Source organism: Delftia sp. WSY_16, assembly GCF_043104415.1.
Lineage (GTDB): Bacteria > Pseudomonadota > Gammaproteobacteria > Burkholderiales > Burkholderiaceae_C > Comamonas > Comamonas tsuruhatensis.
Genome location: NZ_JBICKS010000028.1, coordinates 80,174 through 103,204, shown reverse-complemented (window position 1 = coordinate 103,204; position 23,031 = coordinate 80,174). Strand labels below are relative to the sequence as shown.

Annotated in this window: 24 protein-coding genes and 4 tRNA genes; 18 read left to right on the top strand and 10 right to left on the bottom strand. The window is 64.6% G+C overall.

Features of this window, described 5'->3' with window-relative positions; translation table 11 throughout:
* Window positions 1–46: 46 nt before the first annotated feature.
* The 10 genes from ACF8O7_RS15450 to tig all read right to left on the bottom strand — a co-directional run bounded on the left by ACF8O7_RS15450 (window position 47) and on the right by tig (window position 8,807).
* Window positions 47–841 (bottom strand): hypothetical protein, encoded by a 795-nt coding sequence (locus ACF8O7_RS15450; RefSeq protein ID WP_392443738.1) that lies wholly within the window; start codon window positions 839–841, stop codon window positions 47–49.
* 37 nt (window positions 842–878) lie between these two features.
* Window positions 879–2,078, bottom strand: a complete 1,200-nt coding sequence (locus tag ACF8O7_RS15445; RefSeq protein WP_392443737.1) for a tyrosine-type recombinase/integrase — start codon at window positions 2,076–2,078, stop codon at window positions 879–881.
* 191 nt (window positions 2,079–2,269) lie between these two features.
* Window positions 2,270–2,343: transfer RNA gene (locus ACF8O7_RS15440), tRNA-Cys, on the bottom strand.
* Window positions 2,344–2,389: 46 nt separating this feature from the next.
* Window positions 2,390–2,465, bottom strand: a tRNA-Gly gene (locus ACF8O7_RS15435).
* Between the two features lie 58 nt (window positions 2,466–2,523).
* A tRNA-Gly gene (locus ACF8O7_RS15430) sits at window positions 2,524–2,599 on the bottom strand.
* A 69-nt stretch (window positions 2,600–2,668) separates the two neighbouring features.
* Window positions 2,669–2,744: transfer RNA gene (locus ACF8O7_RS15425), tRNA-Gly, on the bottom strand.
* A gap of 103 nt (window positions 2,745–2,847) precedes the next feature.
* Window positions 2,848–5,262: an endopeptidase La gene (lon, locus tag ACF8O7_RS15420; RefSeq protein WP_016445089.1), complete on the bottom strand. Its 2,415-nt coding sequence runs from the start codon at window positions 5,260–5,262 to the stop codon at window positions 2,848–2,850.
* A gap of 120 nt (window positions 5,263–5,382) precedes the next feature.
* Entirely contained in the window at window positions 5,383–6,645 is a 1,263-nt protein-coding gene (gene clpX / locus ACF8O7_RS15415) for an ATP-dependent Clp protease ATP-binding subunit ClpX (protein ID WP_126311854.1), read from the bottom strand.
* A 107-nt stretch (window positions 6,646–6,752) separates the two neighbouring features.
* Window positions 6,753–7,361 (bottom strand): ATP-dependent Clp endopeptidase proteolytic subunit ClpP, encoded by a 609-nt coding sequence (gene clpP, locus ACF8O7_RS15410; protein ID WP_016445088.1) that lies wholly within the window; start codon window positions 7,359–7,361, stop codon window positions 6,753–6,755.
* A gap of 135 nt (window positions 7,362–7,496) precedes the next feature.
* The gene (gene tig, locus ACF8O7_RS15405; protein WP_016445087.1) at window positions 7,497–8,807 is read right to left on the bottom strand and encodes a trigger factor; all 1,311 of its coding nucleotides are present in this window, start codon (window positions 8,805–8,807) and stop codon (window positions 7,497–7,499) included.
* Between the two features lie 569 nt (window positions 8,808–9,376).
* Here tig and ACF8O7_RS15400 point away from each other — a divergent pair.
* The 18 genes from ACF8O7_RS15400 (at window position 9,377) to ACF8O7_RS15315 (ending at window position 23,031) form a co-directional block, all read left to right on the top strand.
* Complete coding sequence (locus ACF8O7_RS15400; RefSeq protein ID WP_016445086.1) at window positions 9,377–9,595, top strand: hypothetical protein; 219 nt, start codon at window positions 9,377–9,379, stop codon at window positions 9,593–9,595.
* Window positions 9,596–9,979: 384 nt separating this feature from the next.
* Entirely contained in the window at window positions 9,980–10,183 is a 204-nt protein-coding gene (locus ACF8O7_RS15395; RefSeq protein WP_209672686.1) for a tail protein X, read from the top strand.
* Between the two features lies 1 nt (window position 10,184).
* A complete protein-coding gene (locus ACF8O7_RS15390) occupies window positions 10,185–10,451 on the top strand; it encodes a hypothetical protein (protein ID WP_074923280.1) in 267 nt (88 codons plus the stop codon).
* Window positions 10,448–11,029 carry a glycoside hydrolase family protein gene (locus ACF8O7_RS15385; protein WP_275825963.1) on the top strand — a complete coding sequence of 194 codons (582 nt, stop codon included), beginning with the start codon at window positions 10,448–10,450 and terminating at the stop codon, window positions 11,027–11,029. The genes ACF8O7_RS15390 and ACF8O7_RS15385 overlap by 4 nt, the downstream gene beginning before the upstream one ends.
* On the top strand, window positions 11,029–11,637 hold the full coding sequence (locus ACF8O7_RS15380; protein WP_275825960.1) for a DUF2514 family protein: 609 nt from the start codon (window positions 11,029–11,031) through the stop codon (window positions 11,635–11,637). The genes ACF8O7_RS15385 and ACF8O7_RS15380 overlap by 1 nt, the downstream gene beginning before the upstream one ends.
* Before the next feature lie 12 nt (window positions 11,638–11,649).
* Window positions 11,650–13,023 carry a hypothetical protein gene (locus ACF8O7_RS15375; RefSeq protein WP_392443734.1) on the top strand — a complete coding sequence of 458 codons (1,374 nt, stop codon included), beginning with the start codon at window positions 11,650–11,652 and terminating at the stop codon, window positions 13,021–13,023.
* The gene (locus ACF8O7_RS15370) at window positions 13,020–13,553 is read left to right on the top strand and encodes a hypothetical protein (RefSeq protein ID WP_047218347.1); all 534 of its coding nucleotides are present in this window, start codon (window positions 13,020–13,022) and stop codon (window positions 13,551–13,553) included. The genes ACF8O7_RS15375 and ACF8O7_RS15370 overlap by 4 nt, the downstream gene beginning before the upstream one ends.
* 141 nt (window positions 13,554–13,694) lie before the next feature.
* The gene (locus ACF8O7_RS15365) at window positions 13,695–14,204 is read left to right on the top strand and encodes a phage tail protein (RefSeq protein ID WP_275825955.1); all 510 of its coding nucleotides are present in this window, start codon (window positions 13,695–13,697) and stop codon (window positions 14,202–14,204) included.
* Window positions 14,205–14,311: 107 nt separating this feature from the next.
* Window positions 14,312–14,908, top strand: coding sequence for a phage baseplate assembly protein V (locus ACF8O7_RS15360; RefSeq protein WP_202396721.1), 597 nt, complete (start codon window positions 14,312–14,314; stop codon window positions 14,906–14,908).
* Window positions 14,905–15,255 carry a GPW/gp25 family protein gene (locus ACF8O7_RS15355; protein ID WP_180317590.1) on the top strand — a complete coding sequence of 117 codons (351 nt, stop codon included), beginning with the start codon at window positions 14,905–14,907 and terminating at the stop codon, window positions 15,253–15,255. The genes ACF8O7_RS15360 and ACF8O7_RS15355 overlap by 4 nt, the downstream gene beginning before the upstream one ends.
* 8 nt (window positions 15,256–15,263) lie before the next feature.
* Window positions 15,264–16,109, top strand: a complete 846-nt coding sequence (locus tag ACF8O7_RS15350) for a baseplate J/gp47 family protein (protein ID WP_275825952.1) — start codon at window positions 15,264–15,266, stop codon at window positions 16,107–16,109.
* Entirely contained in the window at window positions 16,106–17,086 is a 981-nt protein-coding gene (locus ACF8O7_RS15345) for a phage tail protein (RefSeq protein WP_012204517.1), read from the top strand. Before ACF8O7_RS15350 ends, ACF8O7_RS15345 begins: the two co-directional genes overlap by 4 nt.
* Window positions 17,087–17,088: 2 nt before the next feature.
* The gene (locus tag ACF8O7_RS15340) at window positions 17,089–17,574 is read left to right on the top strand and encodes a hypothetical protein (protein WP_012204516.1); all 486 of its coding nucleotides are present in this window, start codon (window positions 17,089–17,091) and stop codon (window positions 17,572–17,574) included.
* Window positions 17,575–17,584: 10 nt separating this feature from the next.
* Complete coding sequence (locus ACF8O7_RS15335; RefSeq protein ID WP_392443730.1) at window positions 17,585–20,701, top strand: DUF4815 domain-containing protein; 3,117 nt, start codon at window positions 17,585–17,587, stop codon at window positions 20,699–20,701.
* On the top strand, window positions 20,698–21,237 hold the full coding sequence (locus tag ACF8O7_RS15330) for a hypothetical protein (protein WP_230356098.1): 540 nt from the start codon (window positions 20,698–20,700) through the stop codon (window positions 21,235–21,237). The genes ACF8O7_RS15335 and ACF8O7_RS15330 overlap by 4 nt, the downstream gene beginning before the upstream one ends.
* Complete coding sequence (locus tag ACF8O7_RS15325) at window positions 21,234–22,067, top strand: hypothetical protein (protein WP_392443728.1); 834 nt, start codon at window positions 21,234–21,236, stop codon at window positions 22,065–22,067. The genes ACF8O7_RS15330 and ACF8O7_RS15325 overlap by 4 nt, the downstream gene beginning before the upstream one ends.
* Window positions 22,064–22,354 carry a hypothetical protein gene (locus ACF8O7_RS15320; RefSeq protein ID WP_250439279.1) on the top strand — a complete coding sequence of 97 codons (291 nt, stop codon included), beginning with the start codon at window positions 22,064–22,066 and terminating at the stop codon, window positions 22,352–22,354. Before ACF8O7_RS15325 ends, ACF8O7_RS15320 begins: the two co-directional genes overlap by 4 nt.
* Window positions 22,351–23,031 (top strand): hypothetical protein, encoded by a 681-nt coding sequence (locus ACF8O7_RS15315; RefSeq protein ID WP_160855527.1) that lies wholly within the window; start codon window positions 22,351–22,353, stop codon window positions 23,029–23,031. Before ACF8O7_RS15320 ends, ACF8O7_RS15315 begins: the two co-directional genes overlap by 4 nt.

Sequence of the window (23,031 nt, the reverse complement as noted above, 5' to 3'; positions counted from 1 at the left end):
TATTATTAGATGCAATAATTCCCCGCACCAGCAATAATAATTTTCATTAATTCTTAAACTCACTTATTTCAAGTTTATTTAAATTAATAAACTCAACATCTTTTTCCTTATCAAGAATTTTAAACTCTCCAGTCGCTCTAGGAGGGGTTCCCTCATATCTAACAGCAATCATTCGCTCTCCATATCTCTTCACAACTGCGAAATCCGGCGCTGCTTTTAGAACAACAAATCCCTTCTGGATTTTTGCATGAGTTGCCCCTGCCGCAAAAGCAATTAATAAAGCAAAATTAATCAATACTATATAAAAAGAAAATTTCACAACGATAGTATTTTTATTATTTTTGTCTTTTAAGTATTCCTCACTGATCATATCTTCCGCCATAGAAATACGATCACGAATTGGTCCGGAAAACAATATCATCGGAAAAATATAATCAAGGAAAGGAATTATTGTAGAAATAATCAGAATAGTCTTTGAAGTCCAGCTAGATAAATCTCCAACCAGTAGCGCGAAAGTCCACATAATAGCAACTACAACAATTCTATTTCTAAGCTTCACCCATGGAATTTTTTTTATCATGGCACTAGGAAATTGACTTAAGCTGAAAATAAATACACTTGCCACTGAGATAATTAGTGCCGACAATAAAACTGTTCCTGTCGAAGGTTCAACCAAGAACCCAGGTATCCCAAAATATTTACAATACCCATATTCAAATACAAAAGTCACCATATACAGCGCGGCAGTTGCACCAGCGACGATCAACCCTTCCGATATAAATGATCTAGATTCCTTCTTTTCATTCAAGGCTTGTATTTTTATACGCTGAAATCTTGCCAAAATATTCTCCTTTATTTAAATTCTAGAATTTAGTCAATTAATTAAACATCCGAGCAGCAAGATCCTCTGCTCTAAAGCTGGCATACCTCTGTGCCATCTTGCTGCCAGATGCCCAACCCATAATGCGATGAATCTCCACCTCGCGGAACATCCAGCCTCCCGTCCGGGTGCGCATCTCGAACCACAGGCACGTCGCTTCATGCCGCAGATCATGTTCTGTGAGCCCGTCGCACTGTGAATAGGCGAATAGACTGGCGAATCGATTGGAGAGCCGTGAGGAGACCTTGGTCAATTCTTGCGCATCCTCAACACCATTCCACCAGGGGAAGACCAGCTGCTGCTCCCCTTTATCTGGTAGGGCCTGCAGATAGACCTCCATCACGCCGAACAACTCTGGCCGCATGGGCACCTCGCGGTACTTGACCTTGCCGTGCCACTGCTTGCTGGCCTTGGCCCGGATCACCCGCGTCGCCAGGCTGAACTGCCCACGCCGGAGCGTGTAGGCCTCGCGCAGCCGCAGCCCTGTGTACAGGATCAGCAACAACATGGCGCGCAGGGCTGGCGCGTCGTCCAGTTTGATCGTGCGCTCGCGGTCCGGTCGGCGTTCGCCCGCCAGCACCCGCTCGATGCGGTCCAGCTCGCCAGGCAACAGCCGACGCTCGCGCTGAACATCTTCCTTGGCCACCTTTGGTTTGGCTTGTTCGCTGGCCGCCGCGTTGAGCGCCTCGATGTCAACGCGATCCTTTGGGGTGTATGTGGCAAACCCCTTAGGCAACAGCCGCAGCGGGTTGCCCACCATGACATCGGGATGCTGCCGCAGCCACCAGTCTAGGCAACGGGAGAGGGAGCCCACGCGTTTGCGAATGGTGCCTGGCGCGAAATTGCGCTCCAGCTTGAGGCTGCGCACCCAGGCCTCGGCCCATTTGTAAGTCAGGTCTGCAATCAGCACCTTGCCCAACTCGGCTACTAGCAGGTCAAGGACAGGAGTATCGGTGGCCGCCGGCTGTCCAGTGTTGATCCAAGCGATAAGCACGAATCGGAGCCGCTCGGTGGGCTTGGGCGCGGAAGCATTCTGCTGCACCAAGCCTGCAGGCACCACGCCGGCAGCGAGCAACTGGTCGACTTGGTGGCCGTACTGCTGGGCCTCGGCCTGATCATCGAACGTCATGTAGACGGGCTTGGGCAGCAGCTTGCTGCGGATGGTCAGCTCATAGCGCCCGCGGGGCGTCTTGCGCACACTCGACACACTCACCTCCCATTGATGCTCGGGCGGAGTGTACTCACCTCATCGACAAACTACGAAGATTAGGCGTGGTTCGACCGCTGTTTCGGCGCGGTTTGAGGTCGATTGAGCCTGTATTGAGGCAGGCCGGAAATGAAAAAAGGCCCCGAGGGGCCTTATAAGTACTTGATTTTCTTTAAAATTCTTGGAGGCGCGAACCAGAGTCGAACTGGTCTAACCGGATTTGCAATCCGGGGCATAACCGCTTTGCTATCGCGCCAAGATCACTATCAAACAACTACAGCATTGCTGCAGCTTTTAGAAACTGGAGCGGGAAAACGGGTTCGAACCGTCGACCTCAACCTTGGCAAGGTTGCGCTCTACCAACTGAGCTATTCCCGCAAAAATTCAAGCAACTACCCGTCACCTGAATCGAACGTACACAAGGCACATTCAAAACTGGAGCGGGAAAACGGGTTCGAACCGTCGACCTCAACCTTGGCAAGGTTGCGCTCTACCAACTGAGCTATTCCCGCTTGAATCATCCATTCTGGCAGCCAACCGCCACCAGAACCGAACACACCCGAAACGGCATGTTCAAAATCTGGAGCGGGAAAACGGGTTCGAACCGTCGACCTCAACCTTGGCAAGGTTGCGCTCTACCAACTGAGCTATTCCCGCATTTCTATCGAAGCCTGACATTCTACAACGTCGTTTGCTGCGATGGGATGAATTGTAGCGTAGTTCTTGGAGGGTTCAGGAAAAACGCTACATTTTTTCATCTTCAGTGCTTGACTGCAGGCTCCACAGCCTTGGTTTCCGCCGGGGCCACGGCGGCGGCCTCCTCGTCGGACAGAGGCTCTGGCACGCGTTCCAGCGCCACCTTGAGGACCTGGTCGATCCACTTGACGGGGATGATTTCCAAGCCGCTCTTGACGTTGTCGGGGATCTCCTGGAGATCCTTGACGTTCTCTTCGGGGATCAGCACCGTCTTGATGCCGCCACGCAGGGCCGCCAGCAGCTTTTCCTTGAGGCCGCCGATGGCGGTGACCTCACCGCGCAGCGTGATTTCACCAGTCATGGCGACATCGGCACGCACCGGGATACCCGTCAGCGCAGAGACGAAGGCCGTCGTCATGGCCGCACCCGCGCTGGGGCCGTCCTTGGGGGTGGCGCCATCGGGCACGTGCACGTGGATGTCCTTCTTCTCGAAGGCCTCGTCCTTGATGCCCAGCATGCGCGAGCGGCTGCGCACCACGGTGCGCGCGGCTTCGACCGATTCCTTCATCACGTCGCCCAGCGAGCCGGTGCGCGAGATCACGCCCTTGCCGGGCATGATGGCGGCCTCGATGGTCAGCAGATCGCCGCCGACCTCGGTCCAGGCAAGACCCACGACCTGGCCGATCTGGTTGTTCAGTTCGGCACGGCCATAGGTGTACTTGCGAACACCCAGGTAGTCAGGCAGGTTGTCGGCAGTGACGACGACGGTGGGCTCCAGCTTCTTGAGCTGCAGGCCCTTGACGACCTTGCGGCAGATCTTGGACAGCTCGCGCTCCAGCGAACGCACGCCGGCCTCTCGCGTGTAGTAGCGCACGATGTCGCGGATGGCGGATTCCTCCACCCGCATCTCGCCTTCCTTCACACCGTTGTTGGTGATCTGCTTGGGCAGCAGATAGCGGATGGCGATGTTGACCTTTTCGTCCTCGGTGTAACCCGACAGGCGGATCACTTCCATGCGGTCCAGCAGCGCGGGCGGGATATTCATGGAGTTGGAGGTCGCCACGAACATCACGTCGCTGAGGTCGAAGTCCACTTCGACGTAGTGATCGCCGAAGGTGTGGTTTTGCTCGGGGTCCAGCACTTCCAGCAGGGCGCTCGACGGATCGCCACGGAAGTCCATGCCGAGCTTGTCGATTTCGTCCAGGAGGAACAGCGGGTTGCGCGTGCCGACCTTGTCCAGGCTTTGCAGCACCTTGCCCGGCATGGCGCCGATGTAGGTGCGGCGGTGGCCGCGGATTTCCGCCTCGTCACGCATGCCGCCCAGCGCCATGCGGACGTACTTGCGGCCCGTGGCCTTGGCGATGGACTGGCCCAACGAGGTCTTGCCCACGCCCGGAGGACCGACCAGGCACAGGATGGGCGCCTTGACCTTGTCCACGCGTTGCTGCACGGCAAGATATTCAAGGATGCGGTCCTTGACCTTTTCAAGGCCGAAGTGGTCGGCATTGAGCACCTCCTCGGCATTGGCCAGGTCGTGCTTGATCTTGGTCTTCTTGCTCCAGGGCAGGCCCGTGAGCACATCGATGTAGTTGCGCACCACGGTGGCTTCGGCCGACATGGGCGACATGAGCTTGAGCTTCTTGAGCTCGGCCTCGGCCTTCTTGCGCGCCTCGGCGGGCATGCGAGCGAGCTTGATCTTCTTTTCGATCTCTTCGATGTCGGCGCCGTCCTCGCCCTCGCCCAGCTCCTTCTGGATGGCCTTGACCTGCTCGTTCAAGTAGAAGTCGCGCTGGTTCTTTTCCATCTGGCGCTTGACGCGACCACGGATGCGCTTGTCGACATTGAGGATGTCGACCTCACGGTCCAGCTGCTCGAACAGGTTTTCCAGGCGCTCCTTGATGTCCACCAGGTCGAGCACGGCCTGCTTGTTCTCGAGCTTGAGCGGCAGGTGCGCGGCGATGGTGTCGGCCAGGCGGCCGGCATCGTCGATGCTGGCGATGGAGGTGAGGATCTCGGGCGGGATCTTCTTGTTGAGCTTGACGTACTGGTCGAACTGCTGCGTCACGGCGCGGCGCAGGGCTTCGATCTCGCTGGGCTTGTGGGTTTCGGCCTCGGGCGCCACGGGCACGACGGAGCCCACGAAGTGGGTCTCTTCATCCATGACCTGCTTGACCAGCGCGCGCTGCTGGCCTTCGACCAGCACCTTGACCGTGCCGTCGGGCAGCTTGAGCATCTGCAAGATGGTGGAGACGCAGCCGACGTCGAACATGTCGGCCGCCGTGGGTTCGTCCTTGGAGGCGGTCTTCTGGGCCACCAGCATGATGCGGCGGTCGCCTTCCATGGCCAGCTCCAGCGCCTTGATGCTCTTGGCGCGGCCCACGAACAGCGGGATCACCATGTGGGGGAACACGACCACATCGCGCAGCGGCAGCAGCGCCAGGTCTAGGGGGGTGGAAGGCAAAGGGGTATGTCCTGACATGGGAATCCTCGGTTTGTCAGCGGAAGATGGTCCGCCCACCGGTGTATTTCAACCCCGCAGCCCGAAAGGATTTCGGGCCACAGGGACTTGCGCTGCCGGACCTTTGCAGGCAGCGGCGCATCAGGCTTTCTTGGCCGCCTCGCGGTAAACCAGCAGCGGTACTTTTCCGTCTTCGATGGTGGACTCGTCCACCACCACCTTCTCGACATTGTCGGCATTGGGCAGTTCGTACATGGTGCCGATCAGCGATTGCTCCAGGATGGAGCGCAGGCCACGCGCACCCGTCTTGCGCGCCAGCGCCTTGCGGGCGATGGCCTTGAGCGCGGCGGGCCGGATCTCCAGCTCCACGCCTTCCATGGCCAGCAGCTTGCTGTACTGCTTGACCAAGGCGTTCTTGGGCTCGGTCAGGATCTGCACCAGGGCGTCTTCACCCAGTTCGGCCAGGGCCGTGACCACGGGCATGCGGCCGACCAGCTCGGGGATGATGCCGAACTTGATCAGGTCTTCAGGCTCGATCTCCTGGAACACTTCCGAGATGGAGCGCTGCTTCTTGCTCTTGACCGTGGCGCCAAAGCCGATGCCCGACGCCTCGGTACGGTTCTCGATGACCTTCTCCAGGCCCGCGAACGCGCCACCGCAGATGAACAGGATGTTGGTCGTGTCGATCTGCAGGAAGTCCTGGTTCGGATGCTTGCGGCCACCTTGCGGGGGCACGCTGGCCATGGTGCCTTCGATGAGCTTGAGCAGGGCCTGCTGCACGCCCTCGCCCGACACGTCACGCGTGATGCTGGGGTTGTCGGACTTGCGCGAGATCTTGTCGATCTCGTCGATGTAGACGATGCCGCGCTGCGCACGCTCGACGTCGTATTCGCAGCTTTGCAGCAGCTTCTGGATGATGTTCTCGACGTCCTCGCCCACGTAGCCGGCCTCGGTCAGCGTGGTGGCATCGGCCATGACGAAGGGAACGTTGAGCATGCGCGCCAGCGTCTGCGCCAGCAGCGTCTTGCCGGAGCCCGTGGGACCGATGAGCAGGATGTTGCTCTTGGCCAGCTCAATCTCGTCCTTGCCGGCCTTGTCCTTGTGACGCAGGCGCTTGTAGTGGTTGTATACGGCGACAGCCAGCGTGCGCTTGGGCAGGTCCTGGCCGATCACGTAGTTGTCCAGGTTGGCCTTGATTTCGGCGGGCGTGGGCAGGTCGCCTCGGCCGTCCTTGGCCTCGGTGCTGGGCTGCTCGTCGCGGATGATCTCGTTGCAGAGATCGATGCACTCGTCGCAGATAAAGACTGACGGACCCGCGATCAGCTTCTTGACCTCATGCTGGCTCTTGCCGCAGAAGGTGCAATAAAGGTTTTTTTCGCTGGAGGAGCCTTTTTTCTCGGCCATGGGGTCGGTGCCTTGTTACAGAAATATGGAAAAGGATGATAACCAAATGGAAAGCGGCGTTTTCCGTAGGGGGAAAACGCCGCCCATTCTCATACAGCCTCCGGGCTTCAGGAGCGCTTGTTGATCACCTGATCGACCAGGCCGTAGTCCTTGGCTTCGTCGGCGGACAGGAAGTAGTCGCGCTCGGTGTCGTGCTGGATCTTTTCCAGCGGTTGGCCCGTGCGCTCGGCCAGGATCTTGTTCAGGCGCTCGCGGGTCTTGAGGATCTCGCGGGCGTGGATCTCGATCTCGGTGGCCTGGCCCTGCATGCCGCCCAGCGGCTGGTGGATCATGACCTGGGAGTTGGGCAGCGCAAAGCGCTTGCCCTTGGTGCCAGCGGCCAGCAGGAAGGCGCCCATGCTGGCTGCAATGCCGGTGCACAGCGTGGACACATCGGGCTTGATGAAGTTCATCGTGTCGAAGATGGCCAGGCCAGCGCTCACGGAGCCGCCGGGGCTGTTGATGTAGAACGAAATGTCCTTGTCGGGGTTTTCGCTTTCAAGGAACAGCAGCTGGGCCACGACGAGGTTGGCCGTCTGGTCATTGACAGGACCCACCAGGAAGATCACCCGGTCCTTGAGCAGGCGCGAGTAGATGTCGTACGACCGCTCTCCGCGGCCGGACTGTTCGATGACCATTGGGATCATGCCCAAACCCTGAGTTTCCAATGCGCTCATGTTTTCTCCAGTACTAGGGGGCTACTTTAGCCGTATCCGGAAAGAAAATGGGGCTTGTGCGCCAAAGCACAAGCCCCGCAGATGCCAACCCGCCCGCCGATCTCACGAAGCGGCAGGCAGGCGGTGCTCAAACCCTCAGGCCTGGCCCATCAGTTCGTCGAAGGACACGGCCTTGTCGGAGACCTTGGCCTTGCCCAGCACGAACTCGGTCACGTTGTTTTCGATGACAACGGCTTCGACTTCAGCCAGGCGTTGGCGGTCGCCGAAGTACCAGCGTGCCACGTCTTCGGGCTTTTCGTAGCTGGCGGCCAGCTCTTCCACGTGGGCCTTGATCTGCTCGGGCGTGGCGTGCAGCTCGTTGGCGCGCACCAGCTCGGCCACCACCAGGCCCAGGCGCACGCGGCGCTCGGCTTGGGGCAGGAACACGTCTTCAGGGATCTCGGCCTTGTCGGCGTCCTTGATGCCGCGCTGCTGCAGCTCGGCGCGGGCGCCTTCCAGCAGACGTGCGACTTCAGCCTGCACCGAGGCCTTGGGCAGTTCCAGCTCGGCCTTGGACACCAGCGCGTCCATCACGGCTTGCTTGTTGCGGCCCTGGACGCGGAACTTGACTTCACGCTCCAGGTTCTTCTTGATGTCGGCGCGCAGGCCTTCGACCGTGCCTTCAGCCACGCCCAGGGCCTTGGCAAAAGCCTCGTCCACTTCGGGCAGGTTGGCGGCCTCGATCTTCTTGACCGTCACCAGGAAGTCTGCGGTCTTGCCGGCCACGTCCTTGCCGTGGTAGTCGGCGGGGAAAGCCAGGGGGAAGGTCTTGGACTCGCCGGCCTTCATGCCGCGCACTGCGTCTTCGAATTCCTTGAGCATCTGACCTTCGCCGACCAGGAACTGGAAGTCTTCAGCCTTGCCGCCGGAGAAGGTCTCGCCGTCGATCTTGCCTTCGAAGTCCACGGTCACGCGGTCGCCGTCCACGGCCACATCGGCCTGGGCGCGCTGCGCGAAGGTGCGGCGCTGCTTGCGCAGGATGTCCACGGTCTTGTCGATGGCGGCGTCGTCCACTTCGGCGGTCAGCTTCTCGACTTCGGCCGAGGTCAGGTCACCGATCTTGACTTCAGGCATCACTTCGAAGATGGCTTCGAACTGGGCCTCGCCCTCGGGAGCGCCTTCCTTTTCGGAGATGCGGGGCTGGCCAGCCACGCGCAGCTTGGCTTCGTTGACGGCCTGTGCAAAAGCCTCGCCAACCTTGTCGTTGAGCACTTCGTACTGCACCGAGTAGCCATAACGCTGGGCCACCACGCTCATCGGCACCTTGCCGGGACGGAAGCCGTCCATCTTCACGGTGCGCGCCACTTGCTTGAGGCGGTTCTCGACTTCGCTCTGGATGGAGTTCAGGGGCAGGCTCAGCGTGATCTTGCGCTCGAGCTTTTCAAGGGTTTCAACAGTAACGGCCATGTTTGTTCCTATGAGGGATTGGACCGTGCCGGCTGCTGTACAGCCCGCACCGTATTGCGCAAAAGTCACGGTGCAACGCGAGCCAAAGCCAGTCGGCCGCGCGGCACCTCAGATTTCAAGGGCTTACATCACATGCGCCTGGCCGCTGGGGACCGCACATGGTTCGCTCAACCCGTGATGTAAGCGAAGCCGGACATTATAAACGAGGCGGTTTTAACCTCCGGACGCACCCACTTGCGGGGAATCCCCCAATCCGTTTGCAAACGGGCCGTCCCTACAGGAAGCGGGCTTGAGCAGTGTTCGCCGCAGTTGAGCGGCGTTGGTGCGTGGTGCGCGGGGGGCGGGTCGTCAACCATTCAAAAACAATCACTTGCCTTCACAGCGCGGGATTCGCGCGGGCCGTTCAAAAGCCTCGAGGTGCACTCTGCACACCCCAGGTCGACATGTACACGACCTGATCAAAACCCCGCTTGCCGTCCTCAATCAGCAGATGAAACAGGGTCACTTCAAATTGAAACATCTGCCCATTCGACCTATACTGTATGCGCATACAGTAGAAAGAAGACGTGATGCAGCACCAGATTGAGACGGTCAGGGACGATGTGGAAAGCGCCAGCGAGCAAGTGGCCGCCATCTGCGAGCTGCTGGCTGCAGCCCGGGGCACGGCCGTGCACGCCTCGGCCATTACCGCATTGCTGCTGCCGGTGTCACGCAAGCTCAGCGCGGCGGCGGGCGACCTGTCCGACCATCTGCATCGCAGCCAGGCAATTGGCAGCAAGCGCAGCTAGCCCAGCCCACCTTCGCCTCGACAAGGCCCCGCCCTGCGGGGCCTTGTCGTTCCTGCACCGGATACGCCGATGGTGTGCCAGGTTTGCGCACAGGCTTCGGCGATTGCCCGGCTGGCGCCCCTGGGCAAACATGGCATTCATCCCCGGCCCGCGCGCCGGACCCGGCATACCGCCTGCCCGGTGCCTCCGTGATCCGGTGGACTGAGGCGTTCCCGGCATCCGCAGCCACATGCATGGCGGGTGCACCAGGAACAGGTCCATGCGGGCCGGCCCACGAGGAGCTTCAGTGAGTCTTGCCATTCCCTTTCCCGCGCCGGATCAGGCGATACCGCCACCGGCCCGTGCCGCCGCTCCCGCCGACCCTGCATACAGGGAGTGCGACTGATGCAGGCCATCGCCCGTGAATACGAAACGCTGGACGAGCTGTGCATGCGCCAGCTGGGCGCCACGCGCGGCGTGGTGGAAGCCACACTGGAGCGCAACCCGGGCCTGTCGGCCCACGGGCCCCACCTGCCCGCCGGCCTGGCTGTCGAGCTGACCGAACCCACCCAGGCGCCCAGCCTGCCCTTGATCAGTTTCTGGGATTGACATGGACCGAGAAACCATCGTCAAGACCGCCGCCCTGGAAGGCGCCAAGGCCGCGCCTCCCGTCACCGTCGTGGCCGCGAACGTGGCCAATGGCTGGACCATGACCCATACCGCCACCGCGCTGACCATCGTCTACGTGCTGCTGCAGGCCGCGTATCTGCTGTGGCGCTGGCGCAATGAACGCGAGGACCGGCGCGCGCGCCAGGCCGAGGACGCTGCGCGCAGGAAGGCGTCTTCGACCGCCACAGACACCGGAGCGGCCCCATGAGCACAGCGCGCATGCCAGCGGCAGGTCTGGGCATTGGCGCGGCCATCGTTGCTGCCTGGATTGCCGCAGAAGGCTTCAGTGCGGCGCCCATCATTCCCGTGCAGGGCGATGTACCCACCATCGGCCATGGCGCCACGCGCTACGAGGACGGCACGCGCGTGACCCTGGCCGACCCGCCCATCACCCGCGAACGGGCGCGCGAGCTGGCCATCAACCTGCTGGAGCAGCAGTACGGCGCCTGCGTGCGTGATTCGCTGGGCGACACGCGGGTGCACCCGGCCGAGTTCGCCCAGGCGGTGGACTTCGCAGGCCAATACGGCTGCGGGGCCTGGCGCGGCTCCTCGATGCTGGCCAGGACGCGGGCTGGCGACTACGCCGGCGCCTGCCAGTCCTACCTGTCCTGGCGATTCATGACCAGCAGCCAGCCTTTGCAGGGCTTCAGCACCTATCGATGGGATGGCGCAGGCCGGCCCACGCGCTGGCGCTTCGACTGCTCGGCTCCCGGCAACAAGGTATGCCGCGGCGTGTGGACACGCCAGCAGGCGCGCCACGCGGCCTGCATGGAGGCCCAGCCTTGATGGACCGCCTGCAAACCCATGCCTGGCAGCTGCTGGCCCTGCTGCTGGCGGCACTGCTGGTCTGGCAGTCGCTGGCGCGGCTGGGTGCCGAGCGCGATGCGGCGCAGGCACGCACGGATCTGGCGACCGACCGCCAGGCCGCTGCCACCGCCGCCCTGCACGCATCCGAACGCTATCGACAACGGGAAGGAGCCTACCGTGAACGCCTCGACTTTCTTGCACGCGACACGGACCTGGCCCTGGCGCGCGCTGCGGCGGATGCCGATGCTGCCCGCGCTGCTGCTGGCCGGCTGCGCGGCGACCTCGCCGACTACATCACCGCCCACCGTGCCGCCGCCCAGACTCGCGCCGCTGCCGGACAGTGCGCGCCAGACACCGGCGCCCTCGATCTGCTCGCCGAGCTGCAGCGCCGCGCTGACGAGCGAGCGGGAGCGCTGGCGCGCATTGCTGACGACGCCCGCCACCGAGGCAGCGCCTGCGAGCGCGCCTACGACGCCGGGCTCGCGCTGACGAGTGAAGCGCGCATTCCCCATATTCCCCGGAATCCATCGGGCCCTGCAGGCGACAGGCATTTGCCGGGCCTTTCAACCAAACCATCTACCCCCTGAAGGAAAACTCTCATGACCATCGAAACCCGAATCGTTGCACTTGCGCAAGCCATCGGCGCCGACGTAAAGGCTTTGCGCTGCGCGCAGGGCAATCTGTGCCTGCTGCCCACAGCGGCAAAGAACAATCTTGTGGCAGCCATTGCCGAACTGCATGGCATGGTTACAACGGGCGGCGTCGTCATTGACGACAGCGTCGGTAACGGCGACACCACAGTCACCTGGTCTGCAGACAAGATCTTCGACAGCATCGAGACAGCCATGCAGGCCTTGAAGAGCGAACTGGTCGATGGTGCCGGAGCCGCCTTGAACACCCTCAAGGAGCTATCCGATGCACTGGGTACCGACCCCAACCTGGCTGCGACGCTGCTGGTCAGCCTTGCGAACCGCGTGCGTTTCGACGAAGCACAGGCACTGACCAATGCGCAAAAACTGACCGCCCGGAACAACATCGGTGCGGCAGCCGCAACCGATCTGGTCGCGCTGGCCGCAGCAATGGGCAATACAGACCACAACTACGCTGCCGCATACGGCGCGGCCAAATGCGGATGCCAATGTGGCAGCAACGGCAACGGCAACGGCAACGGCAACGGCAACGGCAACGGCACGACGCTGCCACGCCAAAACCTGCTCTACAACGCAAGCTTCCAACTGAATCAGCGCGTCGTGGCCCCTGGCAGCTTCGCAGCCGGTGCATACACACTGGATCGCTGGAAGGCCGGTGCCAGCGGCTGCACACTGGCTTTCGCCTCGGACGCAGCGCCCAAATCCGTGGAGATCACTGCAGGCAGCCTGCTGCAGATTCTCCCGACAGAGGACCTGGTATCCGGCAAGGTCTACACGCTGTCCTGGACAGGCTCGGCACAAGCGCGTATCGGCGAGGGGCTCTACAGCGCTTCGCCCATCACCTTCACCCATGCCGGCGACAACCTGCAGCTTGAATTCACGGGCGGAGTGGTGGCCGAGCCCATGCTCAACCAAGGCTCGCTGGCCGGCCTGTACGAGCCAGAACCGCTGCCCCTGAATTTGCACCGCTGCGCACGCTTCTTCTTCGTCTACAGCGGATCGCGCGGCATCAACCCATGGGCCGGACTGTTCTTCCTGCGAGCCAACAGCGCCACGGCAGCGTCCTGGCTTGCACCAGCGCCAACGCTCATGCGGGCCAATCCGACCGTGACCGCCACGGGCTCTCTCGCGTTCTCGTTCTCCGGGGTTGCGACGCTGTTCACGCCGGCAAACATCACCTTTACGGCATACAGCCGTGGGCCCAGCTACATCGAGGGTGATGTGTCTGGCTCAGGATTTCCCGCCAACACCATGGGCTTCATGCGCGGCAACGGCAACGTCAACACTGCCACGCCACGCATCCTTTTCGCGGCCGAGCTGTGAGCCTCTATCAACTGCTACCCAATGGGGCATATCGGCGGATATCAGACCAGGCCGCCATTCCTGTGGATCCGGCAAACCGGGACTACCAGGAAGTGCAGGCCTGGCTTGCGGCGGGCGGCCTTCCACTGCCGGTGGAAAAGCCTACAGCCCAGGCCATGGCTGCTGCTTTGCGGCAAGCCCTGGCCACCGAGTACGCACAGCGCGTGCAGCTCATTGCTGCACCGTACGACGCGTTTGAGCGTGAGAGCTGGCATGTGCAGATCCTGGAGGCCATGGAGCTCCAGGCAACGCCAGATGCTTCCGCGCCCTGGATCACTGCTGCAGCCACCGCACGCGGAGTGGAACGCCTGGAACTGGCACAACGCATTCGCACCAAGGACCAGGCCTACCGCAAGGCACACGGCCTGCTGACAGGGAACCGCCAACGCATCAAAACCGCCATCGATACGGCGGGGACGGATCTGACCAGGCTATCCGGGATCGATGTGACCGCGGGCTGGCCAGCCGCTTCAGGCCTCGCCCCCCACTGACGGTACCAGCCACGGCGGCAAAGCGAATGGCCTCCCCGGCCAGCAGCCGCGCCGCCGTAGTCGAGCGCCCGGCTCGCCCACGGGCATCGCGGCAAATCGCTCCGATGCCGCCTACCCCAACCTTGATGGAGAGCTCTTGCCATGCTCAAGCCCGCTAGCCTGCGCGACGCGCTCGTCGCTGCCCTGCCCCAGCTGCAACAGTCGCCGGGGAACATCCGTTTCACCATCCAGAGGGGCCGTGTGGTCAACACGGGCACGCCGTCCCTTTCCTGGGAATACCGCTACACGCTGAGCCTGGTGATTGCGGACTTCACCGGCAGCATCGATGCCGTGACCGTGCCGCTGCTGGTCTGGGCGCGGCGCCACCAGCCCGACCTGTTCGACCATGCCGAAAAGCGCGAGCAGGCGATCCGCTTCGACATTGCACCTCCTTCCACGGACCCTGCAGCCGCCTCGCAGCCGCTGCAGCTCGCCATCGAGATCGACCTGGTGGAGGCCGTGCTGGCGCGCCCGCGCGAGGGCAGCTCCAGCGCCTTCGACCTGATCTACAAGCCCGAGCCGCCGGGCCAGCTCGACATTGCGCAGCGCCAGTTGTGGGAGCTGTTCCTGTTCGGCGAGAAGGTGGCCGAGTGGAACTACGACCCGCGCTGAGGCGTGGCCCTGCTCCATGCCGGGCTGCATGCCGGGCTGCATGTGGCAGCGTGCGCCACGCCCGGCACACGGCGACACGCAAGGGCCCGGCCGGCACCATGAACGCCATGGATTCGCCCGTCGCACAAACCGAGAGCCCGTACGAGATCATCCGCCGCCTGGAAGGGCTGATCCGCACGGGCACCATCGCCGCAGTCCGCCATGCGCGCCCTGCGCGCTGCCGCGTCAAGACCGGCAACCTGACCACCAACTGGATTCCCTGGCTGGCCCTGCGCGCCGCAGGCGAGAACGCCAGCGTCTGGTGGCCACCGGCCGTGGGCGAGCAGTGCGTGCTGCTGTCGCCCGGCGGCGACCTGCTGGGCGCCGTGGCGCTGACCGGCATCTACAGCAGCGCCGCAGCCCAGCCCAGCGACCGCGAAGGGGTATGCCACACGCAGTGGAGCCCCACCGATTTCATGGAGCACGACAGCACCACGGGCCGTCTCAACATCAACGTGGCCCATGGCATCACGCTGCGCGTGGGCAACTCGGTGATCAGCATCGACGAGCAAGGCATCAGCCTGCAGGCCGGTGGCGGTTCGGCCACCGTCAATGCGCAAGGCCTGGCCGGCGCGCCCGATGTGACCACCGGCCCCATCAGCCTGCTGCGCCACCGCCACGGCGGCGTCAGGGCGGGCGACGCCATCACGCAGGGGCCGCTATGAACCGCCATACAGGCCGCCGCATCGAGGGCATGGAGCATCTGCGCCAGAGCGTGGCCGACATCCTGTCCACGCCCATCGGCTCCCGCGTGATGCGCCGCGACTATGGATCGCTGGTCCCGGCGCTGCTGGACCAGCCCGACAACAACGCCACCCAGGCGCGCCTGCGCGCCGCCGTGGCCAGCGCGCTGATGCGCTGGGAGCCGCGCATCCGGCTGACGCGCATCGTGATCGAGCGCGATCCGGCCACACCCGGGCGCGCCGACCTGACGCTGATCGGCACCTTCAACAACACGCGCCGCCCGGCCCCGCTGAGCCTGCAGATGCCCATCGCCCGCACCCTTTCATGAAGCAAGACATGACCCCTGCACTGGACGCCCTGCCGCCGCCCGGCGTCGTCGAGACGCTGGATTTCGAGCGCATCCTCGACGCCCACCGCGCCGATCTGCTGGCGCGCCACCCCGAGGCCGCCGAGGTCCTGGCGCTGGAGAGCGAGCCGCTCAACAAGCTGCTGGAGGCGCACGCCTACCGCGAGCTGCTGTACCGGGCGCGCGTCAATGATGCGGCGCGTGCGCACCTGATTGCGTTCGCCCAGGGCTCGGACCTGGACCACAAGGGCGCCTTCTACGATGTGGCCCGACTGCCCGGCGAAAGCGACGAACGCTACCGCCAGCGCATCCTGCTGCGCGTGCGCGCGCTGGCCGGCAGCGGCACGGCAGAGCACTACGAGCACCTGGCCATGACGGCCAGCACCAATGTGCACAGCGCCATCGCCACGCAGCCCCAGCCCGGCCGCGTGAGCGTGCAGCTGTGGCTGGTCGAGCCCGCACAGGCCGAAGAGACCCTGGCCATCGTGCTGTCGGCCCTCAATGCGCCAGGCGCACGGCCGCTGGGCGTGCCCGTGTCGGTATCGCTGGCGCGCCCGCACCCCATCGACATCACGGCGCACCTGCTGCGCGAGCCCGGTGCGCCCGTGGACATCGTGGCGCGCCTGCAGGCCGGCCTGGCCGCCCAGATCGCCGCCTACGCGCTGCTGGGCCGCGATGTGCCGCGCTCGTGGATCACCACGCGCCTGCATGTGGACGGCATTGCCCGCGTCACCTACCCCGACGCCCAGGCCCCGGCCGAGCTCACGCCGCTGGCCGCCGACGAATACCCGGTGCTGGGCCGAGTGCAGCTGGTGGACGAGGGCCTGCAGGCATGAGCACCGCCGCCATCGTCCCGACGGCGCCCCGCCGCCACGTGCTGCCGCCCAACGCCACGGCGCTGGAGAAGGCCGTGGACCAGGTCGTCCCGAATTGGGATGGCCTGGCCGGCGCCTTTCCCGCGCCGGCCCAGGGCGAACCCGCGGCCTTTCTGCCCTGGCTGGCGGCCGAATGGGGCATTGCCCAGTTCGACCGCTACTTCGACGATGTGCCCGCCCTCATCGCCAACGGCCTGCCCTGGCTGCGCGAGCGCGGCACGGCCGCTTCCATGCAGCGCGCGCTGGGCTGGCTGGGCTATGACGGCGCGCAGCTCGACGAGGATGGTGCCTGGCTGCACCTGGACCTGGGCCGCATCATCGGCGACGCAGAGCTGGCCAGCGTGGCCCATGTGGTGCGCGCCAGCCTGCCGGCGCATGTGCGCTTTTACCGCGTCTTCCACGGCCACGACCTGCGCCCGCTGCGGCTGGACCACGGCCCGGGCCTGGACGCCGGCATGCTGGACAACGACAGCGGCACCTGGATCGATGTGTCGCCGTATGGCGAACCCGTCAAGCTCAGCCAGGGCCTGCCCCGCCGCACCGGCACCGAGGCACCGCCCTCGGACGGCGTGCTCACGGCCCAGCTGTTCCGCGTCACCACCATCGCCACCTATGCCGACCGCATGCTGCTCGATGCCTGGACGCTGGACAGTGAGATCCTGATCGACGCCAGCCTGGGCATCACCGAAGTCAACGCCACCACCACGGGCGAGCCCGCCTACTACGCGCCGCTGCGGCCCATTCCCGCCCAGGCCATGGCCACCCACAGCGCCTGGACGGCGCCCGCTCCGCTGGCCCTGGCCAGCCTGCACCCCTGGGCCAGCACCGAGCGCCCGCACGACAACACCCGTACCTGGACCGGACGCTGGGACAGCACGCCCTGGCGCCGATCCTTCGAAACCCGCACCACCACCACCGAAGAACCCGAGGAACCCTGAACATGGCAGTTCTGCAGCAAGCGGGCCGCATCGCCCTCGCCAAGGCCGTCGCCGCCCAGACCATCCACATCGCCTGGGGCCGCGGCCTGCCCGCCTGGGACGCCGCGCCCGAGCCCGAACCCATCACCGCCAACGCCCTGGTCGACGAAATCGGCCGCCGCCTGGTCACCGAGGTGCGCTTTGCGCGGCCCGACGACAACGGCGAGATCGAGCTGCCCAGCGGCGCGCGCTACAGCGTCAGCGACACCCCCACCACCTTCGTCTACCTGCGCGCGGCCTTCGGCTTCGACGACGCCAAGGGCGAGGACGTGCGCGAGATGGGCGTGTTCTTCGGCACCCAGGTCGCCACGGACGTGCCGCCCGGCCAGCGCTGGGTGCTGGCCAGCCAGCTGACCGGCAAGGGCGAGCTGTACACGCTGGAGCGCCGCCCCCGGATCCTGCGCAGCGGCAGCGTGCGCCAGGTCGAAGAAATCATCCTCCCCTTCTGAACGGCACCCCATGAGCCAGACCAAGATCTACGACCGCTTCGACGCCGGCAAGCGCTACGACAGGCTGCAGTTCGCGGCCGACCGCGTGCTGCAATCGGCCGAACTCAACGAGCTGCAGAGCATGCAGCAGCACCGCCTGCGCGGCATCACCGATGTGCTGTTCAAGGAGGGCGACATCGTCCGCGGCTGCCAGTGCATCACCTCCGCCGACACGGGTGCCACCACCATCGAGGCCGGCGCGCTCTACGTGGCCGGCGCTGTGCGCGGCATCACGCCGGGAACGCTCACCGTGGCCACCGTGGGCACGGTCTACGTGGGCGCCTACCTGCAGACCGATACCGTCACCGAGCTGCAGGACCCCGAACTGCTCAACCCCGCCGCCGGCACGCGCGGCTATGGAGAGCCCGGGGCGCTGCGCGAGCGCGTGACCCTGGTCTGGGGTGCGCAGGGCGACGGCACGGCCGGCACCTTCTATCCCGTGTGGACCATCATCGACGGCTCCGTCATGCCCAAGGAGCCGCCGCCCAACATCGACGCCGTCACCCAGGCCCTGGCCCGCTATGACCGCGACAGCGCGGGCGGCACCTACGTCGTGCGCGGCCTGGACGTGATCATGGGCGAGGACCTGGCCACCGGCCAGCAGGTCTACACCGTGCGCGAGGGCGCCGCCCGCGTCAACGGCCATCCGCTGGAACTGGGTGCCAGCCGCCGCCTGGTCTACGAGGCCAAGCCCGACCTGTTCTTCGTGGACAGCGAACCCCACACCTCGGCCGGCACGGCCGCCCAGCGCATCCGCTTCGACCGCCAGCCCGCTGTCGGCACGCCCCAGGTGCGCGTGCAGGCCCGCAAGACCGTCACGCTCACGCATGGCGGCTTCACGGGCGCGGCCGACCCGCTGCCCGACAACGCCGTGCTGGCCGTGGACAGCGTGGTCCAGGCCGGCACCACCTACGTGCAGGGAACGGACTGGAAGCTGGTCGGCGGCCAGATCGACTGGAGCCCCTCGGGCGCCGAGCCCGTGCCCGGCAGCACCTACCAGGTCACCTACCAGTACATGCTCAACGCCACGCCCACGGCCGTGGACTCCACGGGCTTCACCGTGGAAGGCGCGCTCAAGGACACCCTGGTGCTGGTCAGCTACCACTACGCGCTGCGCCGCTACGACCGCCTCGTGCTCAACAGCGAAGGCCAACTGCAATGGGTGCCCGGCGTGCCCGCCGCCTGGTCGCCCAAGGTCCCGGCCGCACCCAGCGGCACCCTGGCCCTGGCCTCGGTCTACCAAAGCTGGGACAGCAACCGCCGCGTGGACCAGGACGCCGTGCGCGTCGTGCCCATGCAGACCCTCAAGGCCTACCAGGACCACATCCAGACCATCTACGCCGACCTGGCCGAGCTGCGGCTGTCGGTGGACGTGTCGGGGCGGCACAGCGGGGTCAAGAAGGGGTTGTTTGCGGATCCGATGCTGGACAACGGCCTGCGCGATGCGGGGCGCAGCCAGAGCGCCCATATCCTGGGCGGACAGCTGCAGTTGCCCATGAACGCCGCGCTGCACCAGATCGGCACCGACATCACCGCTCCCCAGACCACGCCCTACCAGCCTGTGGTCGTGCTCGACCAGTTGGGCCGAACCGGCTCCATGCTGGTCAATCCCTATGGCGCCTTCGATGTGCTGCCCAGCGCAGCCACCCTGACGCCGGCCGTGGACTACTGGACCGATGTGCAGACCCAATGGGCCAACCCCATCATCCTGCGCCTGACGCCCAGCCAGGCGCGTCCTTCGGAAACCGAAAAGCTACTGTCCGAATCCACCAAGGCACTGGAGAAGCTGCGCCAGATCGATGTGCAGTTCTGGCTGGATTTTCCGGTGGGCGAAACCCTCACCGAGCTGATCTTCGACGGCATTCCCGTCACGCCCCAGCCCCTGACGGGCGGCACGCTCGTGGCCACGGCGCAGGGACTCAAAGGCACGTTCAAGATCCCGGCGGGCGTGCCCTCGGGCACCAAGAGCGTGCACTTCACTGGACGCGCCGGCAGCCATGCCGAAGCCGTCTTCACAGGCCAGGGCCAGTTGCTCGAGCGCAGCGTGGCCAAGATCACGGTCCAGCTCTACGACCCGCTGGCGCAGACCTTCACCCTGGGCACCACGCGCGAGATCTGCGGCACGCGCCTGTGGTTCGCCGCGGCGGGCGACAAGGATGTGCAGGTGCAACTGCGTGAAGTCACCAGCGGCGTGCCTTCGCGCAGCATCCTGGCCGAATGCGTGCTCAAGCCGGCCCAGATCAACGCCGACATCGCCGCAGCCAAACCCACGCAGGCGCAATGGGCGCCGGTGCTGCTGGAGTCGGGCGTGGAATACGCCATCGTCGTGCTGACCAACGACGCCACCACCGCCCTGGCCGTGGCCGAGCTGGGCGGCTGGGACGCGGCGCGCGCGCAGTGGGTCACCAGCCAGCCCTACAGCGTGGGCGTGCTGCTGTCCAGCAGCAATGCCAGCACCTGGACGCCCCACCAGACACGCGACATGACCTTCGAACTGCTGGCGGCCGAACACACGGCCACCACGCGCACCATCGAGCTGGGCAGCATCGCCGTGCAGGACGCCACCGACCTCATGGTGCAGGCCGGCGCCATGCTGCCCGCAGCCGACGCACAACTGGTCTTCGCCATGCAGCTGGAAGACGGCAGCACGCTGGAGGCCGCACCAGGCCAGGCCGTGCAGCTGGCCAGCCGCTACAGCGGCAACGTGGCCGTGCGCGCCAAACTTTCGGGCAACACCAACCACGCAGCCCACCTGCTGCCCGGCATGCAGCTGGTAGCCGGCAGCCTGCAGGCCACGGGCGACTACATCAGCCCCGCCATCACCGCCGGCAGCAACGTCACGCTCAACGTGGTGGCCGAGGCCGTGCTGCCCGCCGGCAGCGCCCTGGCCGTGCAGATGCAGGCCGAAGGCAGCAGCGCCTGGACCAACGTGCCCTACCTGAGCACCAGCCCCCAGACCGCAGGCGTGCTGGAGCTGAGCTACCGCCTCACCGGCATCAGCACCGAGCGCCTGCGTGTCCGCCTGGTCCTCACGGGCAGCCACGGCGCCCGTCCCCAGGTCACCAACCTGCGAGCCATCGTGATATGACATTGCACGACGACAAGACAGCGCAGGGCTGGCCCCTGCCCCACCCCGACAACCGCCTGGAAGACGACGTGCTGCGCCTGCGCCAGGCCGTGCAGGACGTGGACCAGGCGCTGACCAACGCGCGCCAGCTCATCGACACCAAGGCCAGCTCCCAGGGCGTGCAAGACGCAATGGACGTGGTGGCTCACCGCATAGAGCAACTGGAGACCGCCGTCCAGTCGCTGAGCACCGGCAAGGTGGCCAGCGTCAACGGCGTGGCCGGCGTCAACGTCAAGCTCAACCCCGAGCACCTCGCGCTGGGCCCGGCCAACGGCGCCACCAGCGAAAGCTTCGGCTACGACGCCCAGGGCCGCATCAGCAGCATCACGCGCAGCGTCAACGGCTTCAGCGCCACCACCGCCGTCAGCTACGACGGCGCCGGCCGCGTCTCCCAGCAGCAGACCAGCTACCGCGGGCGCGTGCGCACGGAAACCTATGCCTACGACGCCGCCACGGGGCGGGTGTCTGGGGTCAATGCTACGGAGGTGCAGGGATGAGTTTCGACGCAGTCAACTACGCCGAGTTGCGCCGGCTGGCCGACAGCGTGCAGCAGGCCGCTCAGAAGGTGGACTCCGGCCGCAATGAAGCCGCGGGACACAAGGCCGAAGTACTGGCCGCCATGTCCGGCAAGCTCAAGTTCACGGAGTTCCGGAGCAGCGGCTACTTCTACCCTTCAGCCAAGCTGCTGGCCAACGGCGGCCAGGTATTCATACTGGCCGTTGGCGGCGGGCAAGGTGGAGCCCGTGGGGGATACAACGGCAACAGCGGAGGCGCCGGTGGAGCGGTGCGCTTCGAGATTGGCGGCGTCGGCGGCCCTACCAGCGTAGTCATCGGCGCAGGCGGAAGCGGACAGACTGCAGCCTATATGAGCCAGGCCGCCAATGGTGGAGACACCTCGTTCGGAAACCTGCTGGCCATGGGCGGGCGTCAGTTCAAAAGTCCCACAGGTGTCGGCGACCCGTCCCCGCGCGGCTCGGCTGCCGGCCGCTCTTTCGGCGTCAGTGGATATGGTGGCCCCGGCGGCGCAGGAGGATTCGGCAGTTCGGGAACAGGCAATGCTACCCAGCCGGGCGCCGATGGTGTGATCGGCGGACTGGCTATGGGCAATAGCTCGACCGGGGACTACGGAAACGTCGTGCCCGGAGATCCCGGCTACAGCGGTGGCGGCGCCGGAGGCACGGGCGTCGCCGGCAGCGCGACACGGGGAGGCCACGCAGCACCCAACTCCGGCGGAGGCGGAGGAGGCGGCGGTTCGTCCGGGATCGGTCAGCATGCCGATGGCGGCAATGGCGGAAGCGGCTTTGTACGCGTCTGGTGGTACGAATGAATAAGCAGGACCTGCATTTCGCACTGATCAAGGCCGACCGCGTGCACAACATCATCGTTGCGGACGAGGAATTCATCGCCGAGTTGCAGACGCGCCAGCCATCACTGTGGGACAGCATCGAGCCAGTGGCAGGCGACTGCGCGATCGGCTCCGTCAGAGCAGGCACAGGCTGGCAGATCTCCACCGAAGATCAAGCGCCTGCGCCCACAAACACGCCCATAACCGAACCCGACGAATCGGCCGCAGGGCGCGTGTCGGCGGTCAATGCCACGGAGGTACAGGGATGAGTTTCGATCCCATCACGAATGCAGGCGTCAAGGCGCTGCAGGGTCAGGTCAACACGGTGCAGGCGCAGACGACTGCGCTGACGACGAAGCTAGCGCAGATCGAGAGTACGTTGGCCGGTTTGGGGACGGCCGCTGCGCGAAAGCCGCTCAGGGTAACCATCTACACCTGGGGCGCCGGCACGCATACGTTTCTGCCCGAGAGCAGCTACCAATATGTCTGGTTGATAGGTGCCGGGGGCGCCGGAGCTGTTGGCTACTCGTACTCCAACACAAGAATGCGCATCGGAACGGGTGGAGGTGCGGGCGACGAACTCTATCGGCGAATCACTCTCACAGGAAGTGCGACCTACGAAGTTGGCGCAGGCAGTTCGGGGCGCGGAGGCAATACAAGACTCGGGCAGCTCTCAGTGGACGGGGGGCCTCCAGGCCAGACCGGTGATTTCGACTTTCCAGCCTATCCGACCACGCAATCGACGCGGCGAGGCCATGGCATAACACCCGGCAATGTGGGAGCACAGGCTGGGGGCTCTTCCAGCATGGGAGTTGGGGGCGTCTGCGGCAACAACACCGTCGATGCTACGTATCCCACGGGATACGGCGCAGGAGGAGGCGGAAGCTACCCTACCCGCGCGGCGACCCCTGGTGCTGGTGGCTACATTCGCATCGAGGAGTATTGA

What these genes read in the sequence shown, in the direction of transcription:
- tig (WP_016445087.1), bottom strand. Translation starts at nt 8,807, where the DNA reads ATGGCCGTTACTGTTGAAACCCTTGAAAAGCTCGAGCGCAAGATCACG.
- lon (WP_016445089.1), bottom strand. Translation starts at nt 5,262, where the DNA reads ATGTCAGGACATACCCCTTTGCCTTCCACCCCCCTAGACCTGGCGCTG.
- ACF8O7_RS15335 (WP_392443730.1), top strand. Translation starts at nt 17,585, where the DNA reads ATGAGCCAGACCAAGATCTACGACCGCTTCGACGCCGGCAAGCGCTAC.
- ACF8O7_RS15345 (WP_012204517.1), top strand. Translation starts at nt 16,106, where the DNA reads ATGAGCACCGCCGCCATCGTCCCGACGGCGCCCCGCCGCCACGTGCTG.
- clpP (WP_016445088.1), bottom strand. Translation starts at nt 7,361, where the DNA reads ATGAGCGCATTGGAAACTCAGGGTTTGGGCATGATCCCAATGGTCATC.
- ACF8O7_RS15360 (WP_202396721.1), top strand. Translation starts at nt 14,312, where the DNA reads ATGGATTCGCCCGTCGCACAAACCGAGAGCCCGTACGAGATCATCCGC.
- ACF8O7_RS15325 (WP_392443728.1), top strand. Translation starts at nt 21,234, where the DNA reads ATGAGTTTCGACGCAGTCAACTACGCCGAGTTGCGCCGGCTGGCCGAC.
- ACF8O7_RS15340 (WP_012204516.1), top strand. Translation starts at nt 17,089, where the DNA reads ATGGCAGTTCTGCAGCAAGCGGGCCGCATCGCCCTCGCCAAGGCCGTC.
- ACF8O7_RS15390 (WP_074923280.1), top strand. Translation starts at nt 10,185, where the DNA reads ATGGACCGAGAAACCATCGTCAAGACCGCCGCCCTGGAAGGCGCCAAG.
- ACF8O7_RS15385 (WP_275825963.1), top strand. Translation starts at nt 10,448, where the DNA reads ATGAGCACAGCGCGCATGCCAGCGGCAGGTCTGGGCATTGGCGCGGCC.
- ACF8O7_RS15365 (WP_275825955.1), top strand. Translation starts at nt 13,695, where the DNA reads ATGCTCAAGCCCGCTAGCCTGCGCGACGCGCTCGTCGCTGCCCTGCCC.
- ACF8O7_RS15355 (WP_180317590.1), top strand. Translation starts at nt 14,905, where the DNA reads ATGAACCGCCATACAGGCCGCCGCATCGAGGGCATGGAGCATCTGCGC.
- ACF8O7_RS15400 (WP_016445086.1), top strand. Translation starts at nt 9,377, where the DNA reads ATGCAGCACCAGATTGAGACGGTCAGGGACGATGTGGAAAGCGCCAGC.
- ACF8O7_RS15320 (WP_250439279.1), top strand. Translation starts at nt 22,064, where the DNA reads ATGAATAAGCAGGACCTGCATTTCGCACTGATCAAGGCCGACCGCGTG.
- ACF8O7_RS15330 (WP_230356098.1), top strand. Translation starts at nt 20,698, where the DNA reads ATGACATTGCACGACGACAAGACAGCGCAGGGCTGGCCCCTGCCCCAC.
- ACF8O7_RS15380 (WP_275825960.1), top strand. Translation starts at nt 11,029, where the DNA reads ATGGACCGCCTGCAAACCCATGCCTGGCAGCTGCTGGCCCTGCTGCTG.
- clpX (WP_126311854.1), bottom strand. Translation starts at nt 6,645, where the DNA reads ATGGCCGAGAAAAAAGGCTCCTCCAGCGAAAAAAACCTTTATTGCACC.
- ACF8O7_RS15315 (WP_160855527.1), top strand. Translation starts at nt 22,351, where the DNA reads ATGAGTTTCGATCCCATCACGAATGCAGGCGTCAAGGCGCTGCAGGGT.
- ACF8O7_RS15350 (WP_275825952.1), top strand. Translation starts at nt 15,264, where the DNA reads ATGACCCCTGCACTGGACGCCCTGCCGCCGCCCGGCGTCGTCGAGACG.
- ACF8O7_RS15375 (WP_392443734.1), top strand. Translation starts at nt 11,650, where the DNA reads ATGACCATCGAAACCCGAATCGTTGCACTTGCGCAAGCCATCGGCGCC.
- ACF8O7_RS15395 (WP_209672686.1), top strand. Translation starts at nt 9,980, where the DNA reads ATGCAGGCCATCGCCCGTGAATACGAAACGCTGGACGAGCTGTGCATG.